The sequence below is a fragment of the Deltaproteobacteria bacterium genome (assembly GCA_016219225.1).
Lineage (GTDB): Bacteria > Desulfobacterota > RBG-13-43-22 > RBG-13-43-22 > RBG-13-43-22 > RBG-13-43-22.
This window is the reverse complement of sequence record JACRBX010000056.1, coordinates 1-15,760: the sequence shown is the minus strand read 5'-3', so window position 1 is coordinate 15,760 and position 15,760 is coordinate 1. Positions and strand designations below refer to the sequence as shown.

11 protein-coding genes and 1 pseudogene are annotated in these 15,760 nt (G+C 50.7%); 5 read left to right on the top strand and 7 right to left on the bottom strand.

The genetic code is table 11. The features are described from left to right. Window positions 1-187 precede the first annotated feature (187 nt). The 5 genes and pseudogenes from HY879_04875 to HY879_04855 all read right to left on the bottom strand — a co-directional run bounded on the left by HY879_04875 (window position 188) and on the right by HY879_04855 (window position 7,659). Window positions 188-499, bottom strand: coding sequence for a hypothetical protein (locus HY879_04875; GenBank protein ID MBI5602669.1), 312 nt, complete (start codon window positions 497-499; stop codon window positions 188-190). A 138-nt stretch (window positions 500-637) separates the two neighbouring features. Further along, window positions 638-1,848 (bottom strand): annotated as a pseudogene (locus HY879_04870) (acetyl-CoA acetyltransferase). Between the two features lie 90 nt (window positions 1,849-1,938). Then, window positions 1,939-4,668: an SDR family NAD(P)-dependent oxidoreductase gene (locus tag HY879_04865; GenBank protein ID MBI5602668.1), complete on the bottom strand. Its 2,730-nt coding sequence runs from the start codon at window positions 4,666-4,668 to the stop codon at window positions 1,939-1,941. A gap of 102 nt (window positions 4,669-4,770) precedes the next feature. Further along, the gene (locus tag HY879_04860) at window positions 4,771-6,879 is read right to left on the bottom strand and encodes an SDR family NAD(P)-dependent oxidoreductase (GenBank protein ID MBI5602667.1); all 2,109 of its coding nucleotides are present in this window, start codon (window positions 6,877-6,879) and stop codon (window positions 4,771-4,773) included. Window positions 6,880-7,029: 150 nt separating this feature from the next. Then, window positions 7,030-7,659 carry a TetR/AcrR family transcriptional regulator gene (locus tag HY879_04855; protein MBI5602666.1) on the bottom strand — a complete coding sequence of 210 codons (630 nt, stop codon included), beginning with the start codon at window positions 7,657-7,659 and terminating at the stop codon, window positions 7,030-7,032. A 390-nt stretch (window positions 7,660-8,049) separates the two neighbouring features. Between HY879_04855 and HY879_04850 the strand changes: the two genes are divergently transcribed. From HY879_04850 to HY879_04830, 5 genes are all read left to right on the top strand, one after another. After that, on the top strand, window positions 8,050-8,601 hold the full coding sequence (locus HY879_04850) for a hypothetical protein (GenBank protein MBI5602665.1): 552 nt from the start codon (window positions 8,050-8,052) through the stop codon (window positions 8,599-8,601). A 32-nt stretch (window positions 8,602-8,633) separates the two neighbouring features. Then, the gene (locus tag HY879_04845) at window positions 8,634-9,017 is read left to right on the top strand and encodes a hypothetical protein (protein ID MBI5602664.1); all 384 of its coding nucleotides are present in this window, start codon (window positions 8,634-8,636) and stop codon (window positions 9,015-9,017) included. A 239-nt stretch (window positions 9,018-9,256) separates the two neighbouring features. Then, complete coding sequence (locus HY879_04840) at window positions 9,257-10,909, top strand: PAS domain S-box protein (protein ID MBI5602663.1); 1,653 nt, start codon at window positions 9,257-9,259, stop codon at window positions 10,907-10,909. A gap of 287 nt (window positions 10,910-11,196) precedes the next feature. Beyond that, window positions 11,197-11,916, top strand: a complete 720-nt coding sequence (locus HY879_04835; GenBank protein ID MBI5602662.1) for a creatininase family protein — start codon at window positions 11,197-11,199, stop codon at window positions 11,914-11,916. A gap of 9 nt (window positions 11,917-11,925) precedes the next feature. Next, a complete protein-coding gene (locus HY879_04830) occupies window positions 11,926-12,447 on the top strand; it encodes a TlpA family protein disulfide reductase (protein MBI5602661.1) in 522 nt (173 codons plus the stop codon). On the opposite strand, the gene HY879_04825 is transcribed toward HY879_04830, so the two are convergent. Then, window positions 12,442-12,891 (bottom strand): PH domain-containing protein, encoded by a 450-nt coding sequence (locus HY879_04825; GenBank protein ID MBI5602660.1) that lies wholly within the window; start codon window positions 12,889-12,891, stop codon window positions 12,442-12,444. The genes HY879_04830 and HY879_04825 overlap by 6 nt on opposite strands. A gap of 118 nt (window positions 12,892-13,009) precedes the next feature. After that, on the bottom strand, window positions 13,010-15,727 hold the full coding sequence (locus tag HY879_04820) for a discoidin domain-containing protein (protein ID MBI5602659.1): 2,718 nt from the start codon (window positions 15,725-15,727) through the stop codon (window positions 13,010-13,012). Window positions 15,728-15,760: the final 33 nt, after the last annotated feature.

The following is a 15,760-nucleotide window of genomic DNA, read 5'->3' as shown; positions in this document are numbered from 1 at the left end:
GCCCGCTCGGCTCCGCCGAGCTTCCGAAGAGGCTCCCTTTTGGGAGCCGATACGTCGAGCTAAAGAAAAGGATCCCCACCGGGGAACCGCAGGGTTTTAAATTCCAAGTCTTTCACTTGAATCCTTGGCCCCTGGACCCCTTGAATCCTTTTTCATGCTCCGTCAGTACCCCATGGGGCATGAGGGTTTAATGTATTATGGGAGTAGAATATCCGTTGCCTTCTTTATCATAAAAGGTCACCCCTCTAACCTTGTCCCACAGGGTTTCATCCATAGAACAATAAAAGGCCATGAGATCTCCGGGCAGCAACCGATGGTCTCCGGCGGGGGTTAAGGTGGCGATTCTTTTGGTTCCTTCTTCCATTTCCAGATCCAAATAACTGGGTATGGTCAGAGGATCATTCCCCTGATTAGTGATGTGGATTTCCAGATTTTGGTCGAACATCTTCAGGCTACAGCAGGTGCGGAAGGCCAGGATGTCTTCTATGGCTGAGTTCATGATACAATGGATTTTAAGCATGTCCGTACTGTACAAAAAGTTCGGAGTTCGGAGTTCAGAGTTCGGAGCAGGGGGGCCCGGCTTTTTCCTTCGACCTTAAAACCCCGACCCCTGACCTCCGACCCCTGCTTCCTGAGTTTAATTTTCGTATTTCCCCACAATGGCGATACTGCAGACGTTCATATGGGGCACACCGCCTAAATTATGGGTCAGCCCGAAGCGGGGGTTTTCGATCTGCCGTTCCCCGGCCCGGCCATGAAACTGGAGATACATTTCATAAAGCATGCGCAGTCCCGAGGCCCCGATGGGATGGCCGAAACATTTCAGGCCTCCGTCCACCTGGCAGGGAACGCCGCCGCCCCGAAGGTCATAAAATCCCTCCAGGGTATCCCGTACGGCCTTCCCCCTTTCTGAAATATGCAGGTCTTCGTAAGTCACCATCTCTGTAATGGAAAAGCAGTCGTGGACTTCCATCATGCTGATCTCTTTCCGGGGATCGGTGATGCCTGCTTCCTGATAGGCCCGGGTACTGGCCTTGTCGGTAGTGACAAAATGGTCCCCGTCCCATTCATTAAAGCCCATTTCTTCACCGTTGCTCAAGGCCAATTGCAGGGCCTTAACGGTGATAAAATTCTTTTTTCCCATGGCCATGGCCTTTTCCACGGTGGTGACGATGGCGCAGGCCGCACCGTCGCTTACTCCGCAGCAGTCGAAAGGCCCAGGGGCGAAGCAATGATTGGGGCGGCCATGATTTGGTCTTCGGTAACGGCTTTCCGTAAATGGGCCTTGGGATTGAGGACCCCGTTGGCGTGGCTTTTGGCCGACACATGGGCCAGAGCCCGCTTCAGTTCATTGTCCGGAATGCGGTATTTGGCCGCATAGGCGCTGGCCAATTGGGCAAAGGCCCCAGGGGCTGAGATGTTCGGCCACCACAACCAGTTTAAGGAACCGAAGCCGGAGCCCGGGTTGGGTAGCCCCCCATAACCGGTATCTTTCAGTTTCTCCACCCCCATGGCCAGGCAGATATCGTAGGCCCCGGAGGCCACGCCATAGACCGCCCCCCGAAAGGATTCAGTGCCGCTGGCGCAGAAGTTTTCCGTTCTGGTGGCCGGGATAAAGGGGAGGCGCAGGGTTACCGTGAGAGGCAGGGCACTCTTGCCCACATTGATCTCCTCCATACAGGTGCCCAACCAGGCGGCCTGGATTTCATTCGGATTGATTTGGGCTTCTTCTATACATTCGGAAAAGGCTTCGACCATGAGTTCTTCGGCCCCCATATCCCACCGTTCACCGAAACGGCTGCAGCCCATGCCAATGATCGCTACCTTGTCTTTAATGCCTGTGGCCATACAAACCTCCTTAAAAAAGGCGCAAGGGGCAAGGCATAAGGCGTAAGGCTGATCCTTGTGCCCTGCGCCTTGGGCCTTGAGCCTGAAAAATTAGAATTTAAACAGCTTTTCTATCAACTGGGATTTCATGATATCCCCTTCGATCTTTAATTTACCGGTGGTGAAGGCCTGCATAGCTTTGAGCTTTCCTTCCATGAGGGCCAGGAAATCGTCATCGCCCATTTTGATGGTCGTTGTCGGGCTGTTATACAGGCCCTGGGCCACCTGGCAGGTTGCGTCTTTGATGGTAGTGTACCAATCACCACCCTTGGGACCGGAGATGCGATACTGGAAGATCACATCCACGCCGGCGGCTTTGTCGGCCTGAAAGGCCTTGGGCATCTGCTCAAAAATCCCCTGCACGGACAGGCCGGATCCGGCCTGGGGTTCTTCTCCTGCCGGGGGAGAACCCATTAACATATCCCCGAGGGCCGGGGTAACACCGGCAAATTCCCTGGCCCCAGCGAGGTTATTGATAGCCTGCCAGTGTTGATGGATATCTTCTACCGTGGGGATGGTTTTCCCTTCTCCCAGGGTGATGCCCGGTCCGGAGACAACGGCCGAACGATTAAAAAAACCTGCTCCGGCATTAAAGATCAGACCGGTTTCCCGGCAGCCTTCCGAGCACAGATACAAAATCAGGGGGGCCACAAATTCGGGTTTGAGTTTTTCAAAAAGGTCCGGGGGCAGGACGTCTTCGGTCAAGCGGGTGGCGGCAATAGGGGCCACGGTATTGACCTTGATGTTGTGTTTTTCCCCTTCCAGTTTGAGGGTGTTCATAAAACCGACCAGACCCATCTTGGCCGCCGAATAGTTGGCCTGACCGAAATTACCGAAGAGCCCGGCCGCCGAAGTGGTCATGATGATCCGCCCGTAACCGTTTTCCCGCATTTTCAAAAAGGCCGGACGGCTTACATGATAGGCCCCGTTCAAATGGACGTCCATGATCCCCTGCCAGGTCTCCGGCTCCATCCTGGCCAGGGTCTTGTCCCTGAGGATTCCGGCGTTGTTGATCAGGATATCCACCCGGCCGAAGGCCTCGACGGCCGTCCGGATAATGGCCTCGCCCCCTTGAGGGGTCGACACGGAATCGTAGCTGGCTACGGCCTCCCCGCCCAGGGCCTTGATCTCTTCCACCACCAGATCGGCGGCCCGGCTGGAACCTTCCCCGCTGCCGTCCCGGGGGCCGCCCAGGTCATTGACCACTACCCTGGCCCCCCGTTTGGCTAATTCCAGGGCATAGACCCGGCCCAGGCCGGCACCGGCCCCGGTGACCACTGCCACGCGGCCGTCAAAACGGATTCCGGCCTTTTCTTCTTTTTTAGCCGGTTTCCCTGGAACGGGGATGGCCTTCCAGAAGTAGCCGGTAAACCCCCGGTCTTTATCGGTGTATCTTTTTCTAAAGGATAAATGGACGGGTTGGCCGACAAAAACCTCGGCCAGTTCGCAATCGGTGAAATCGGCCATGAATCTCCCGCCCTTATCGAACTCAATCATGCCGTAGACGGCCGGGGGGTCCACAGAAACCGTCAACAGATCTCCGGTAAAGGTTTTTACATGGGCCGTCTGTTCGGCGAATTCGTAGTCCTCCTGGGAGTAGTACTTATGGCAGGCCGGGTTGACACAAATATCCATCTTGGGGAATTGGGGGGTCCCGCACTCCTTACATCGCCCACCGACCAGACCCAGGAGCATCTTCCTTTTCCGCCATAAGACGGTCATGGCCGTCTGGGTGGGAGCCTCGGCCCGAATACCCATTTCGGTCTGGATCAAGTCCCTGAATTTTAAAAACTTGGGATAATTATCAATGGTCTTTTTGTTTTTTAAGGAGCCTTCGATGCCGGTTCGTTTGGGCAGTTTCAGGATATTTTCGGTGACCTGGAAATACAAGGCATCGCAACCCTGACCAAAACCGGCGAGTAAGATCCGGTCCCCGGGTTTGGCCTGCTCCAGGGCGGCCACCATCATGACCAGGGGATGGGCCGTGCCGGTTTCACCACAGACCTCATGGAGATTGTCCAGGACTTTATCGGCCGTGGCCCCGAGCTTTTTGGCAATGGCCCGGTGTTCGGCCTTGAAAAAGCAGGGGAAAACGCATTTATCGACGTCTTCCATAGAGATCGATAGTTTTTTGAAGAGACCGTTTACGGCCTCAGGGATGATCTTGGAATAGCCTTCATCCCGTACCCAGCGTTCTTCCCACATATAGTCAAATTGGTTCCGTGTCCCTCGATAGTGATCGACAAAATCCTTGGAGATGGAATAAGAGCCTTTGAATTCGGCGATTACATCCATATCCCCCACCAGAATGGATGCGGCCCCGTCTCCGAACCACATTTCATAAAAATAGGCCGATTTGGTTTCCCTCTTGTCCGAGGCCGTGATCAGAACCTGCTTTTTATCCCCGGCCTGGACCGCCGACAGGGCCGTGATCAGAGCACTGGTCCCGGAGCGCAGGGAGGAAGTAAAATCCTGACTTTGCAGGTCGTCCTTAAGGTTCAAGGCGGTCTTAACGATACCGGCATTGGATCGGTCGGAAAAAGGCAGGGTGGTGGAAGCCAGGTACAAGGCATCCACTGTTTTTTTATCATTCCCTTTCAGACAATCCATGGAAGCCGAAACAGCCATGGTCAGGCTGTCTTCATCCCAGTTGCAGAAGGAGCGTTCCCCCTGGGCGACCATGACGATGGCCGGGGCAAACCAGCCCATGGTTTGAAAAATACTCATGCGATCCAGCCGCAGTCTGGGGATATAACCGCCATAGGAAGTAATGCCAATCATGATGCCTCCTTAAAAAAAGGTTCAAGGTTCAGGGTTCAAGGTTCAAGGTGTAAGAAGAGAAAAAACCTTGTGCCTTAAGCCTTGCGCCCTGGGCCTGGTCGATTAAAATTTAAACAGCTTCTCGATTAGCTGGGACTTCATGAGGTCCCCTTCAATCTTTAATTTTCCTGAAGTATAGGCCTGCATGGCCTTGAGCTTTCCTTCCATGAGGGCCAGGAAATCGTCATCGCCCATTTTGATGGTCGTGGTGGGGCTGTTATGCAGTCCCTGGCTCACCTGGCAGGTGCCATCTTTAATCGTGGTATGCCAGTCACCGCCTTTGGGACCGGAGATGCGATATTGGAAGATCACGCTTACCCCAGCGGCCTTGTCGGTCTGAAAAGCCTTGGGCATCTGTTCAAAAATCCCCTGGACCGAAAGGGTAGGGCCTGTTCCCGTTCCGGGTTCATCCGCCTGGGCGGGAGGGCCGGCCAACAGGTCCCCCAGGGCAATGGTGGCGCTGGCATATTCTTTAACCCCGGTCAGAGCAATGACCTGATTCCAATGATCGGCTACTGCCTCCGGAGTGGGGATCTCCTGCCCCTGGCCGATGATTGTCCCCGGTCCGGAGACTATGGCCGCCCGGTTAAAAAATCCGGCCCCGGCATTATAAATGGCACCGTTTACCGGACACTGTTCTGAACAGAGGTAAAGGACCAGGGGGGCGACGAACTCGGGCTTGAGTTTTTCAAAGAGGTCCGGAGGCAGGACGTCTTCGGTCAAACGGGTGGCGGCAATGGGGGCCACGGTATTGACTTTGATGTTGTGTTTTTCCCCTTCCAGTTTGAGGGTGTTCATAAAACCGACCAGACCCATCTTGGCCGCCGAATAGTTGGCCTGACCGAAATTCCCGAAAAGCCCGGCCGCCGAAGTGGTCATGATGATCCGCCCGTAACCGTTTTCCCGCATTTTTAAAAAGGCCGGACGGGTTACATAATAAGCCCCATTCAGGTGGACGTCCATAATCCCCTGCCAGTTTTCCGGTTCCATCCGGGCCAGGGTCTTGTCCCGCAGGATACCGGCGTTGTTGATCAGGATATCCACCCGGCCGAAGGCCTCGACGGCCGTCCGGATAATGGCCTCGCCCCCTTCGGGATGGGATACGGAATCGTAGTTGGCAACGGCCTCCCCGCCCAGGGCCTTGATCTCTTCCACCACCAGATCGGCGGCCCGGGTGGAACCTTCCCCGGTGCCGTCCCGGGGGCCGCCCAAATCATTGACCACCACCTTGGCCCCCCGTTTGGCTAATTCCAGGGCATAGACCCGGCCCAGTCCGGCCCCGGCCCCGGTGACTACGGCCACCCGGTCGTCAAAACGAAATTCTTCCTTGGGGATATCGCCGTATTCAAAGAACCCATTATCGATGACCGTCTCCCCGGTGGAGGCGTTGACCACCCGCCAGAGGGCCTTTCCCTCGCCTTCCTTCCAGATTTGGGTTTTAAAGGGCGTCCCAGGGTAAAGGGGACTGCGGAATCGACAAACCATGCGCCGCACCTTTTCCGGCTGACCCGGGACCAGATTTTGAATCAAGGCCCGGCCGGCATAGCCATGGGTGCACAATCCATGCATAATGGGTTTTTCAAAGCCGGCCATGCGGGCAAATTCTGTATCCACGTGGAGGGCGAAGATATCTCCGGAAAGCCGGTAGATCAAGGGTTGATCGTCTGAGGGGGAAGCCGAAACCTCTATATCCGGAGCTCTGTCCGGGATGGAGGTTTCTTTTTTAGGGGCTTCCGGCCCGCCAAAGCCGCCGTCCAGGCGGGCGAAGACGGTCACCACACTGGTAAAAAGTTTTTGACCGTTGGAATGATGGGTATCGAATTCAGCCACGATCAGGGCGCCCTTGCCCTTTCCCTTATCGTAATAGTGGGTGATGGAACCCTCGGTGATCAAGGTCCCTTCCGTGGGAATGGGGTTGTAAAAGATGAGCTCCTGTTCGCCATGAAGGACCCCGGCCAGGTTAACGTTGCTCTCGGCCGCCAGGTCAGGCATAAAATCATAAAGGGTCACAATGCCAAAGCTCGGCAGGACCTTGAGATCCTTTTCATAGCAAAATTCCAGATCGGAAAAACCGGCCCCGACACCCAGGGCATACAGCACCGGTTCCTTCCAGGTGTAGGACTTTTTAAAGGGGCCTATTTTTTTACCAACGCCATCCAGATTAAGGGCCATTCTTCTTTCCTCCTGTTAAAGTTAGAAGCTCAAAGCTCAAAGCTGAAAGCTCAAAGCGATACCTGACGACGAGCGGTAATATTGTACCAAACCATCATGCCACTGGAGGCGCCAAAGGATATGAAAATATATTTCGCCGGGTTTCGCTTTTTAATTGTTTTTTTCCTGCTTTGAGCTTTGAGCTTTGAGCTTTGGGCCTTCCTGCCCGGCAAAGGCCGGGATGAGAATAAATTTCAGGGTCTCCTTGACCAGGGCGATATATTCCTGTCTTTCGATTTTCAGCATGGGCCGGAAAAAATTCTCTCCGGAAATAAAGTTGTGGATAGAGTTCATCATGGCCAGGACCTGCATTTTAATACGGGTGGATACATTTTTTTTGTCCTGACAGAGGCCCATGGAACGGGCGATATCGGAAATGAATTCCGGGACTTTAAAATCAAGGCTGATTTCCCGCCGGGTTTTGCCGAAGTAACGAAAAAGAATCAGATTGGAAATCTCCGGATGAAGGAAGAGGTGATCGGTTATCAAATCAATTGCGATATCCATCCGCTGGACCAGGGGAAGGCCGTGAATCACCGATTCCACTTCCGCCAGTTTTTGACGGAGATCCTCATTGATGTCCAGGATGACCGCCTCATAGAGATCTCCCTTCTCCCCCCAATGATAATATAAGGTGGAGATATCGATCCCGACCTTGCGGGCGATCATCCGGGTTGTCGTGCCGTGAAAACCGTATTCCCCGAAGATCCGGCGGGCCCCCTTAAGGATTCTGGCCTTCATGGAATCCGGATCTTTACGGGCCTTTTCTAAAGGAGTGGCCATGTACAGAGTTTCTCCAATGGATGTTTCCATCAAATGATGGATACGAAGGAATGTTATCAGGATCGGAATAAAAGTCAAGGATAATTTTTTCTGTGTGCAGTATGTTTCCGTTTAATGGGAACCCTCTTCCCATAATTTTCCAATTCAAACGCCGACCGGAGAGCCGGTCAAGAGCCCATCCCTGACCAAAGCATGGTCATCTTGTTGTATTGAAAATATAAAACGATCGGGGACTATACGATCGGGTCTTATGATTTATCAAAAAAAACCGAACATGGGGATTGGTACAAGTTTTGCGGAAGATAAAGACAAACCTTTTTTAACCTTTAGAAAAAGGAGTTAACGATCATGAAAAAGGACATTTTTGAAGACAAGAGAATTTTGGCTGTGGATGCAACTCCAGAGATACTCGATGTTTTGGAGGAAAAAATCCGGCAGACTTGCAGGGATTGTCAATTTGAGAAGGCCGTTACTTATTCTCAGGCCATAGACTTGATGGTTTCCTGGTCCTATGATTTGGTTATCCTGGCCTTTCCGGGAATTCGTGCCCTGGATCTTATAGAGGTGGCCTGGATAAAAAATATGCCGGTTGTTTTGCTCGCTCCGGATAAATGGGATTTTCAGAAACTCCATCATCTGATTGAAAAAGGGGTCAAAGTGCTATGGTCCAGAAATAAAATAGGAGAACTGATCCCCATCCTTGAGAGCCTGTTGTTTCAGGAGAGCCAGACGGGATGGAGAAGGTACTGGCATCAGAAAACAGATCATTTGAGAAACCGAACAGCCTTTTCCCATGAAGAAAAAAATTCCTTTTGGGTGGATATGAAAAGAAGGTCAATTCCCCCCTGGGAACCCGTTCTAAGAGAAAATCCCCCTTTACCCCCTTTATTAAAGACGTGAAACGTGAAAAGTCGGGGGAAGGACGCGACACCATGAAACAGAAAAGTATAGAGGGGTTTTCCTTGCTGGAACTGATTCTGGCCCTGGGTATATTAAGTTTTGGATTTCTGGCGCTCTCCAGTTTGTCGATCGCTACCATGAAGGTCAATAAACAAAGCCAGAACAGGACCGCGGCCCTTCAACTGGCCCAGGAAAAAATGGAATCGATAAAGACCCTGCCTTTTTCGGAATTACAGGGAGGGGTTGAGACCGGATTAAGGATTGGTACCGTGGGAACCCTTTTTGAACGGGAAACAATCGTCCAAAAAGGGGCCGTTTCTTCCCTGGCGGATATTAAGATCAGGGTTTCCTGGCCCAGCACCTCCACGCCATCCCATTTCCATTTTACTGAGCTATCTACCCGGATTGCCGGCTAAGCCCCTATCCGCCCTGGTTGGGGTTACAGAAAAATTTGACTCTTGCCATCAGATAAGGGAAAATAACGTCAGTCGGGTAGAAAAAGGCTATAGGTTATAGGCTATAGGCAATGGGCTATAGGCTATAGGCAAGATACAGGGTTCAAGGTTTTACACTTGAAACTTGCATCTTGCAACTTTCTCTTCAACTGACCCCCGACCCCTGAAGGCTGTTTTCGAACTAAAGGAGCACGTCAACCATGCCGAGGCCATCCAGTACCAAAAAAGAAAAGTCCGGGGCATTGAAAACACCCCAAAAATCCTCTAAGGATATGGGATTGGACGTTGGATATCAACAGGCGATCCAAAAGTTGCATCTGTCAGAGAAGTTGTTAAGGGCCTCGGAAAGGAAATACCGCTCTCTGGTGGAAAGCATTCCCGACATCATATTTGCCCTCGATCTGAACGGTTCTATCACTTATATAGGTCCGAAGTGGAAAAAGATCCTGGGACATGATGAATCCGAGGTGCTGGGGAAATTTTTTATTCATTTTGCACCGGCCGAAGAACATTCTTTTTTAACGCAGGTTTTTAAGGAGGCCCGAAATTTTAAAAAGAGTGTTGAGAATATTTGTTGGCAATCTCATCGAAAAGACGGACAAATCCGGTATTTCTCCGGGAGCGCCGCCCCTTTGCTGGACGAGCAGGGACAGGTCGTGGGAACCATGGGTATTGCCCGGGACATTACGGAACAAAAAAAGCTCGAGGAACAGCTTCTTCAGGCCCAGAAAATGGAATCTATCGGGAATCTGGCCGGCGGCATTGCCCATGATTTTAATAACCTTTTGGGAGGAATTTTGGGGTATGCCTCTTTTGTTAAAAAGAAGATGTCACCCGAAGACCCTTTGTATCATTCGATAAACTCCATTGAACGAACCGCCGGGCAGGCCGCAGAATTAACCAGACAGCTCCTGGGCTTTGCCAGGCGCGGGAAATATCAGGTTAAGCCGATCAACTGTAATGCCCTGATTCAGGATCTGGTTCAGTTCCTGGGCCGGACCATAGACAAGCGGATTACCCTGGAGGTGGACCTGAATCCCCGATTAAATTTGATCGAGGGGGACGAAGCCCAGCTTCAACAGTCCCTGATCAATATCTGTTTGAATGCTCGTGACGCCATGCCTTCAGGCGGCATCCTGAAAATTGTCACCGATAATTATGCCTTGTCTCCTGACCATCTCTTAATACAACGGGGCTGGAAGGAAGGGGTTTACGTCAGGATTACTATTTCGGATAATGGCAGCGGTATGACCCAGGAAGTCCAAACTCAGATCTTTGAACCTTTTTTTACGACCAAAGAACCGGGAAGGGGGACAGGATTGGGCCTTTCCATGGTCTACGGCATCATTCAAAATCACGGCGGGGTCATTGATGTTAAAAGTGCCCTTGACCAGGGGACCACCTTTGAAATTTTATTGCCATCCATAGCGGATATCATGATTCAGGAGGAGGTCCTTCCTTCCCGGCCCATTATCAGTCCGAAAGGGTCGGAAACCATCCTTATTGTGGATGATGAAGAAATAATCCGTCAATTAGGGGCTGACATCCTGGAAGATGTAGGTTATAAAGTAATATTAGCATCCAGAGGTGAGGAGGCCATCCCGCTTTATCGACAAAAACGGAAGGATATCGGTCTGGTGGTCCTGGATGTGGTCATGCCCGGGTTGGGGGGAAAGGAAACCTTTCGGAAATTAAGGGAAATCAATCCGAATATCAAAGTGTTACTCTCGTCCGGCTACAGTACGGATGGGGAGGTGGGGGAGATCCTTAAGGAAGGGGTAAGCGGCCTGATCCAAAAACCCTATAAGGACGAAGAATTGATCGGGAAGGTTAGAGAGATTCTGGATGCTTGAGACTGGATACTGGATGCTGGATGGGAATTCTTCAAAATTCCGGATACCGCATATTGATTATGTTTTGGGAATGGTTATTTTTAACAAATGCAGTTTCAAGATGCAAGTATCAAGATGCAAGATGCAAGGGGCTATAAGCTATAGGCTATAGGCGAAAAAAACCATAAAATCGTTTTTACCTTGCCCCTCGCCTATTGCCTATAGCCCCCAAAAAAAATTTCATGATTCGTGATGTCCCCTGGGCGGAATCCAGTATCCGGCATCTATTCCAAAATCAGGAGCTTTTCATGTTAATTGAAGCCATAACGATGCCCGAGTTTGAGGAACAGCTCAAGAAAAGCCAGACTGTTGTGGTCCCCATCGGTTCGGTGGAAGAACACGGCCCCCATCTTCCTTTAAGTACGGATACGGTCCATGCTTATGAAGTCAGTCGTCAGGCTTGTGAAAAAACCGGAGCCTTTTTGGCCCCTCCGGTTCATTACGGAATCTGCCGGAGTACTAGCCAACACCCGGGAACCATCAGCATCAGCGGTGAAACCTTAAGGGGGCTGCTTAAAGATATCGGCCGTTCCTTTTATCAACATGGGTTAAGAAATTTTGTGTTTCTCAGCGGTCATGCCGGTGGGACCCATACGGCGGCCATGCTGGAAGCCGGAGAATGCCTTTTAGAACAACTTCCGGGGATTAATGTGGCCAGCTTGAATATATTAGAGTTGGGCCTCAAGGGTTGGATGCCCATCATCGAGACCAAGGATGACTCTCATGCCGGTGAATTAGAGACCTCGGTGATGATGGTTTTACGGCCTGACTGGGTCAAAGGAAATGGGACCCGGGAATACCCTTCTTTCCCGAAAGGGATCCTGGTCAGAGATAAAAGGCGATTCTGGCCGGGAGGGGTTTGGGGAGATCCGTCCAAGGCCAACCCGGAAAAGGGGAGCCGGTGTTTAGAAACCGTAGTCGAGGCCTTAGTGCAGTTGATTAAGCAATTAGAAAATTGGAAGGAGTAAGGAAATACAATGTTATTGAAGAAGAAATGGTTGCCCCTGATTCTGGCCGGAATAATGATAGGAGTTTTTACCGGGTTGTCATACGGGGCTCCTGAAGGCGTCCAAAAAGTTCGACCGGCAAAAGAATTCAGCTTAAAGGATTTATCCTCAAAAAAGGTGAGCCTGTCTGATTTCAGAGGCAAAGTGATTTTGCTGAACTTTTTTACCACCTGGTGTCCTCCCTGCCGCATAGAAATCCCTGAACTGGTAAAGATTTACCAGCAGAATAAGAATAAAGGATTGGTGGTCCTGGGGGTATCTTTGGATAAGGATGTGGTCCCCTTTATGCTCAAGAATTTTGCCAAGGAGATGAAGATCTCTTACCCGGTACTGATCGGGACAGAAGAAGTGGCGGATTCCTATCAAATTACAGGGGTGCCGGCTACTTTTGTGATCAGTAAAGAAGGAAAAGCCTATAAACGGTTTGATGGGTTGGTGCCCACCGATCATTTGGAGAAGGCCTTGAAAGATCTGCTGGAAACAAAATCATAATTTAATGAGTTGCTCGATCCTTTTTTTGACTGTGAAGGGATCATCTATCCCGTACCACCAGAGGTCCGGTCGATTCGGGTCCTTGGATTGGAATTGAAGATGGCCGATCCGCAGGAGGCGATGAACAGCCCCTCTACGAACTTCAATACCGGTGATCCCCTCTATGGGCAGGGATTTCCGCATGACCTGACCGGCAAATCCTGTTTCCCGATGGACGTCCTCTTTTGTAATCCGATAAAAGGTGGTTTTCCGCCTGAAGATAACAAACAATATTAAGAAGATAGAAACAATCAATCCAAAAGCCTTACTGATACCGACCTCAGGATTGATACTGGGCCCAATTCCGAAAATAAGGATGGCCGTATAAAAGACGAAGTAACTCCTCCAGGCGGGTTGGAGGGTCAATAGGGCTTCTTGTCGAGATGGTCTTGTTGCTGTTCCCATGAATGGTCTCCGGTAAAGCGATTAAAGCTATGAGGATATAAAACTGTTTCTCGTAATGGTTACTGGTTACTCGTTTTAACCAGCAACCAGCAACGAGTAACCAGTAACAACCTATCCATCAATTCTTACCATAAATCTCCACCTCATGAATAGACCAATAATAGACGGCATCCCTGCCGGTTTGAACAATTTGTAAATAGCGCATAGGCGTAGGGGGAAAGGTAACATCCAGATCCTCGCTCCCTTTCAAAAGGGTTTCCCCGGTCCAATGGAGGATATGGGGACTCATAGTCGCGTTTAATGAAGTCCAGGTCCGGCCATCGGTCGAATACCGCATCTCGTAGCCCCTAGGATAATCGTCTCTGGATTTGCCGACTAAAAGGCGTATCCGGGCGACCCTTTGTTCTTTCCCTAAATCGATTTCAAAGAAAGCCCCAGGGACTTGCGGTCTACCCGTGGACCAACGGGTGTTTATCTTTCCATCAGCGGCCAATGGAACCTGGCCGGGATTATGATTGGTCCGGAAACGCCAATTTTTTCGGGAGAGGGGTTGATACTGATCCGAAGAGGAAATTAATGAAAAAACCCGGTGGCCATTGATTTCCTGTTCTTCATAAGGCCTTTTTAAACTATTTTTTATGAATTGGGCCAGGGCCGGGGCATTTCCCTTTTCAACCACAAAGATCGGGTTCGCAAGAGAGTGTACCAGCCCTTCTCCTTCTCCCTGAAAGCCCAACCCCCCTTTGGGAGCTCGCCATTCCGGAGGGAACTGGGACTGGACCCAGGGGGTAGTATAAATCCTGGTAACATCAAACTGTCTTAAATAAGAAACCAATTTTTTTGCATCATGAGATCCCTTCTCCGATCGGGGGTGAGCCTGGTAAATAAAACATTCGGCCACAGACCAGGGATAACGGGGGTCATTACCAAGCTGGGTGAACCTTAAAAAACGTCCTGCCTGCGGGGGAAAAACCAAATCAATCCGGCCCTCCTCCGGACGATAAAAAGGATGGGGGCCGGACCAGAAGAGTGCCCCCTCGAACTCCGGAGTCTCACCCACTAATTGCCATTGCAGCCCATCAGGAGAGATCTCCAGCCTAAGACCCCGAGGGCCATTTGCGGACTTTCCGGCCAAAAGGGTTATACGACCCAGATCGGGAACCATTTTTCCTAAATCGATTTCGAGCGCCAGTCCGGCCTTTTGGGGGGTCTCGGAAGACCAACGGGTAGTCAGGTCCTTATCGAAAATATTCATTGTTGTTTCCGGAAAAGCATTGGCTGTTGCCCTCCAGTTGGTCGGCATAAGTTCAGTGAAACGGTAAGGCGGGGGTAAGAAGTCATAGTAAATAGTGTATCCGGAGACCTGGCTTTTCTTATAAGTGGCGCCGATATTAATTAAAGAGTCTTCAAACCCTTTATGGTCTCCGCGGAGCAGAAAGGCCGGTCGGGGATCGCCATCGATTAACCCGGTATAATGGGGATAACGATCATCCACCGATTGGGCAAAAATAATTTCTTCCCGGGCATCAAAGGTGAGTTGCACGGAACGCCAGTAGTCCGGTGTATAGACATAGGTAATCTTTTTTCCCTTGAGAAAGGAAAGTAAATCCCGATCATTTTCCCTGGCCTGTCTGAATTGCGTTACCTGGCTTTTTGAAATCAGAGGCAGTTCGGTAATCGTACCATAGAGGTTGGAAAACAGGTGGAGGACCAGGAAAAGGGAGGCCAAAATAACGGAGGCGCATTTTAATCTCTTGGTAAAGGCGGCCAACAGGATGGGCAGGCCGACAAATATGGGTTGGAGATAGCGGCTGGTATGGGCCGCATCAAAGCCGCTCAGGGAGAAGATTACAGGATAAAGCAATAAAAACAGGAGCAGGAGGTCAAACCCGTTACTTCCCCGGATCTTCAGTTTGCATAAAGCCAGGAACCCCTTTCTTCTGGAAACAAACTGGAATAAAAACAAGGCCAGGTAAGTAACATACATAAGAAAAGAAAAGTAGGGGATAAAAAACAAATGGTGTTCGTTGTCCATTACCCCCAGGGCTTCCGGAAACCGGTAGAGGAAAAAGTCTTTTAAGGAAATCAAGGCCGATTCATTTCCGCCGGCACTTTCAAAAAGATAATGCCAGGTGACCAGGGGATGGACTGTGTTATGGACCCAGAGCGGCAGGCCGCCAAGGAGCAGACCCAGGAAAAAGAAAAGGATGGTTTTGCGCCACCAGAACCAACGGTCTTTAACGAACAGGAGCAGGAAGATGGGCGGCAGATAAAAAACAATCAGGAGATGGGTCCATACCCCCAGGCCGCTAAGAAATCCGACAAAAAAATAATTCCGGCCGGCCGGTTCATCGCCATAGATTATTTTGTGGCTGAAGATAAAAAGCAAGGCCCCGATAATCGGTATTTCAATATAGGCGCCCCGGGCCAGAATGGAATGGAAAATGAGGTAGTAGGAGGAAAAGGCCGTAAACAGGGCTGAAAGAAGGGCTGTTTTTTGATCAAAAATGCGACGGGCTAAATAATAGATGAAGAGGATGAAAAAAATCGATTCAAGAACAATGGTCAAATCCAGGGAAAAACGGGAAGCACCCAGGAAGAAAAAGATGGTGGAAACGAGAAAGGCCTCGATGCTTCCAGCGTAATCCTGGCCGTAAAAAAAAAGAGGGAACTCCCCTCCGAGTATATGGCGGGCCATCAGGCCGTTAATGGCCTGATCGGAGTCCATGGGGGGGGTGACAAGGAAAAGGAGGCGAAGGGCCGCTCCGAGGATCAGGATTAAGGGTAATAATAGTTTCAGACTTGATTTCTTGATGGACATCGGAAAAATGGTCATTCTTTCTTGAGTTCGAGGTTTATAACCGCAGTC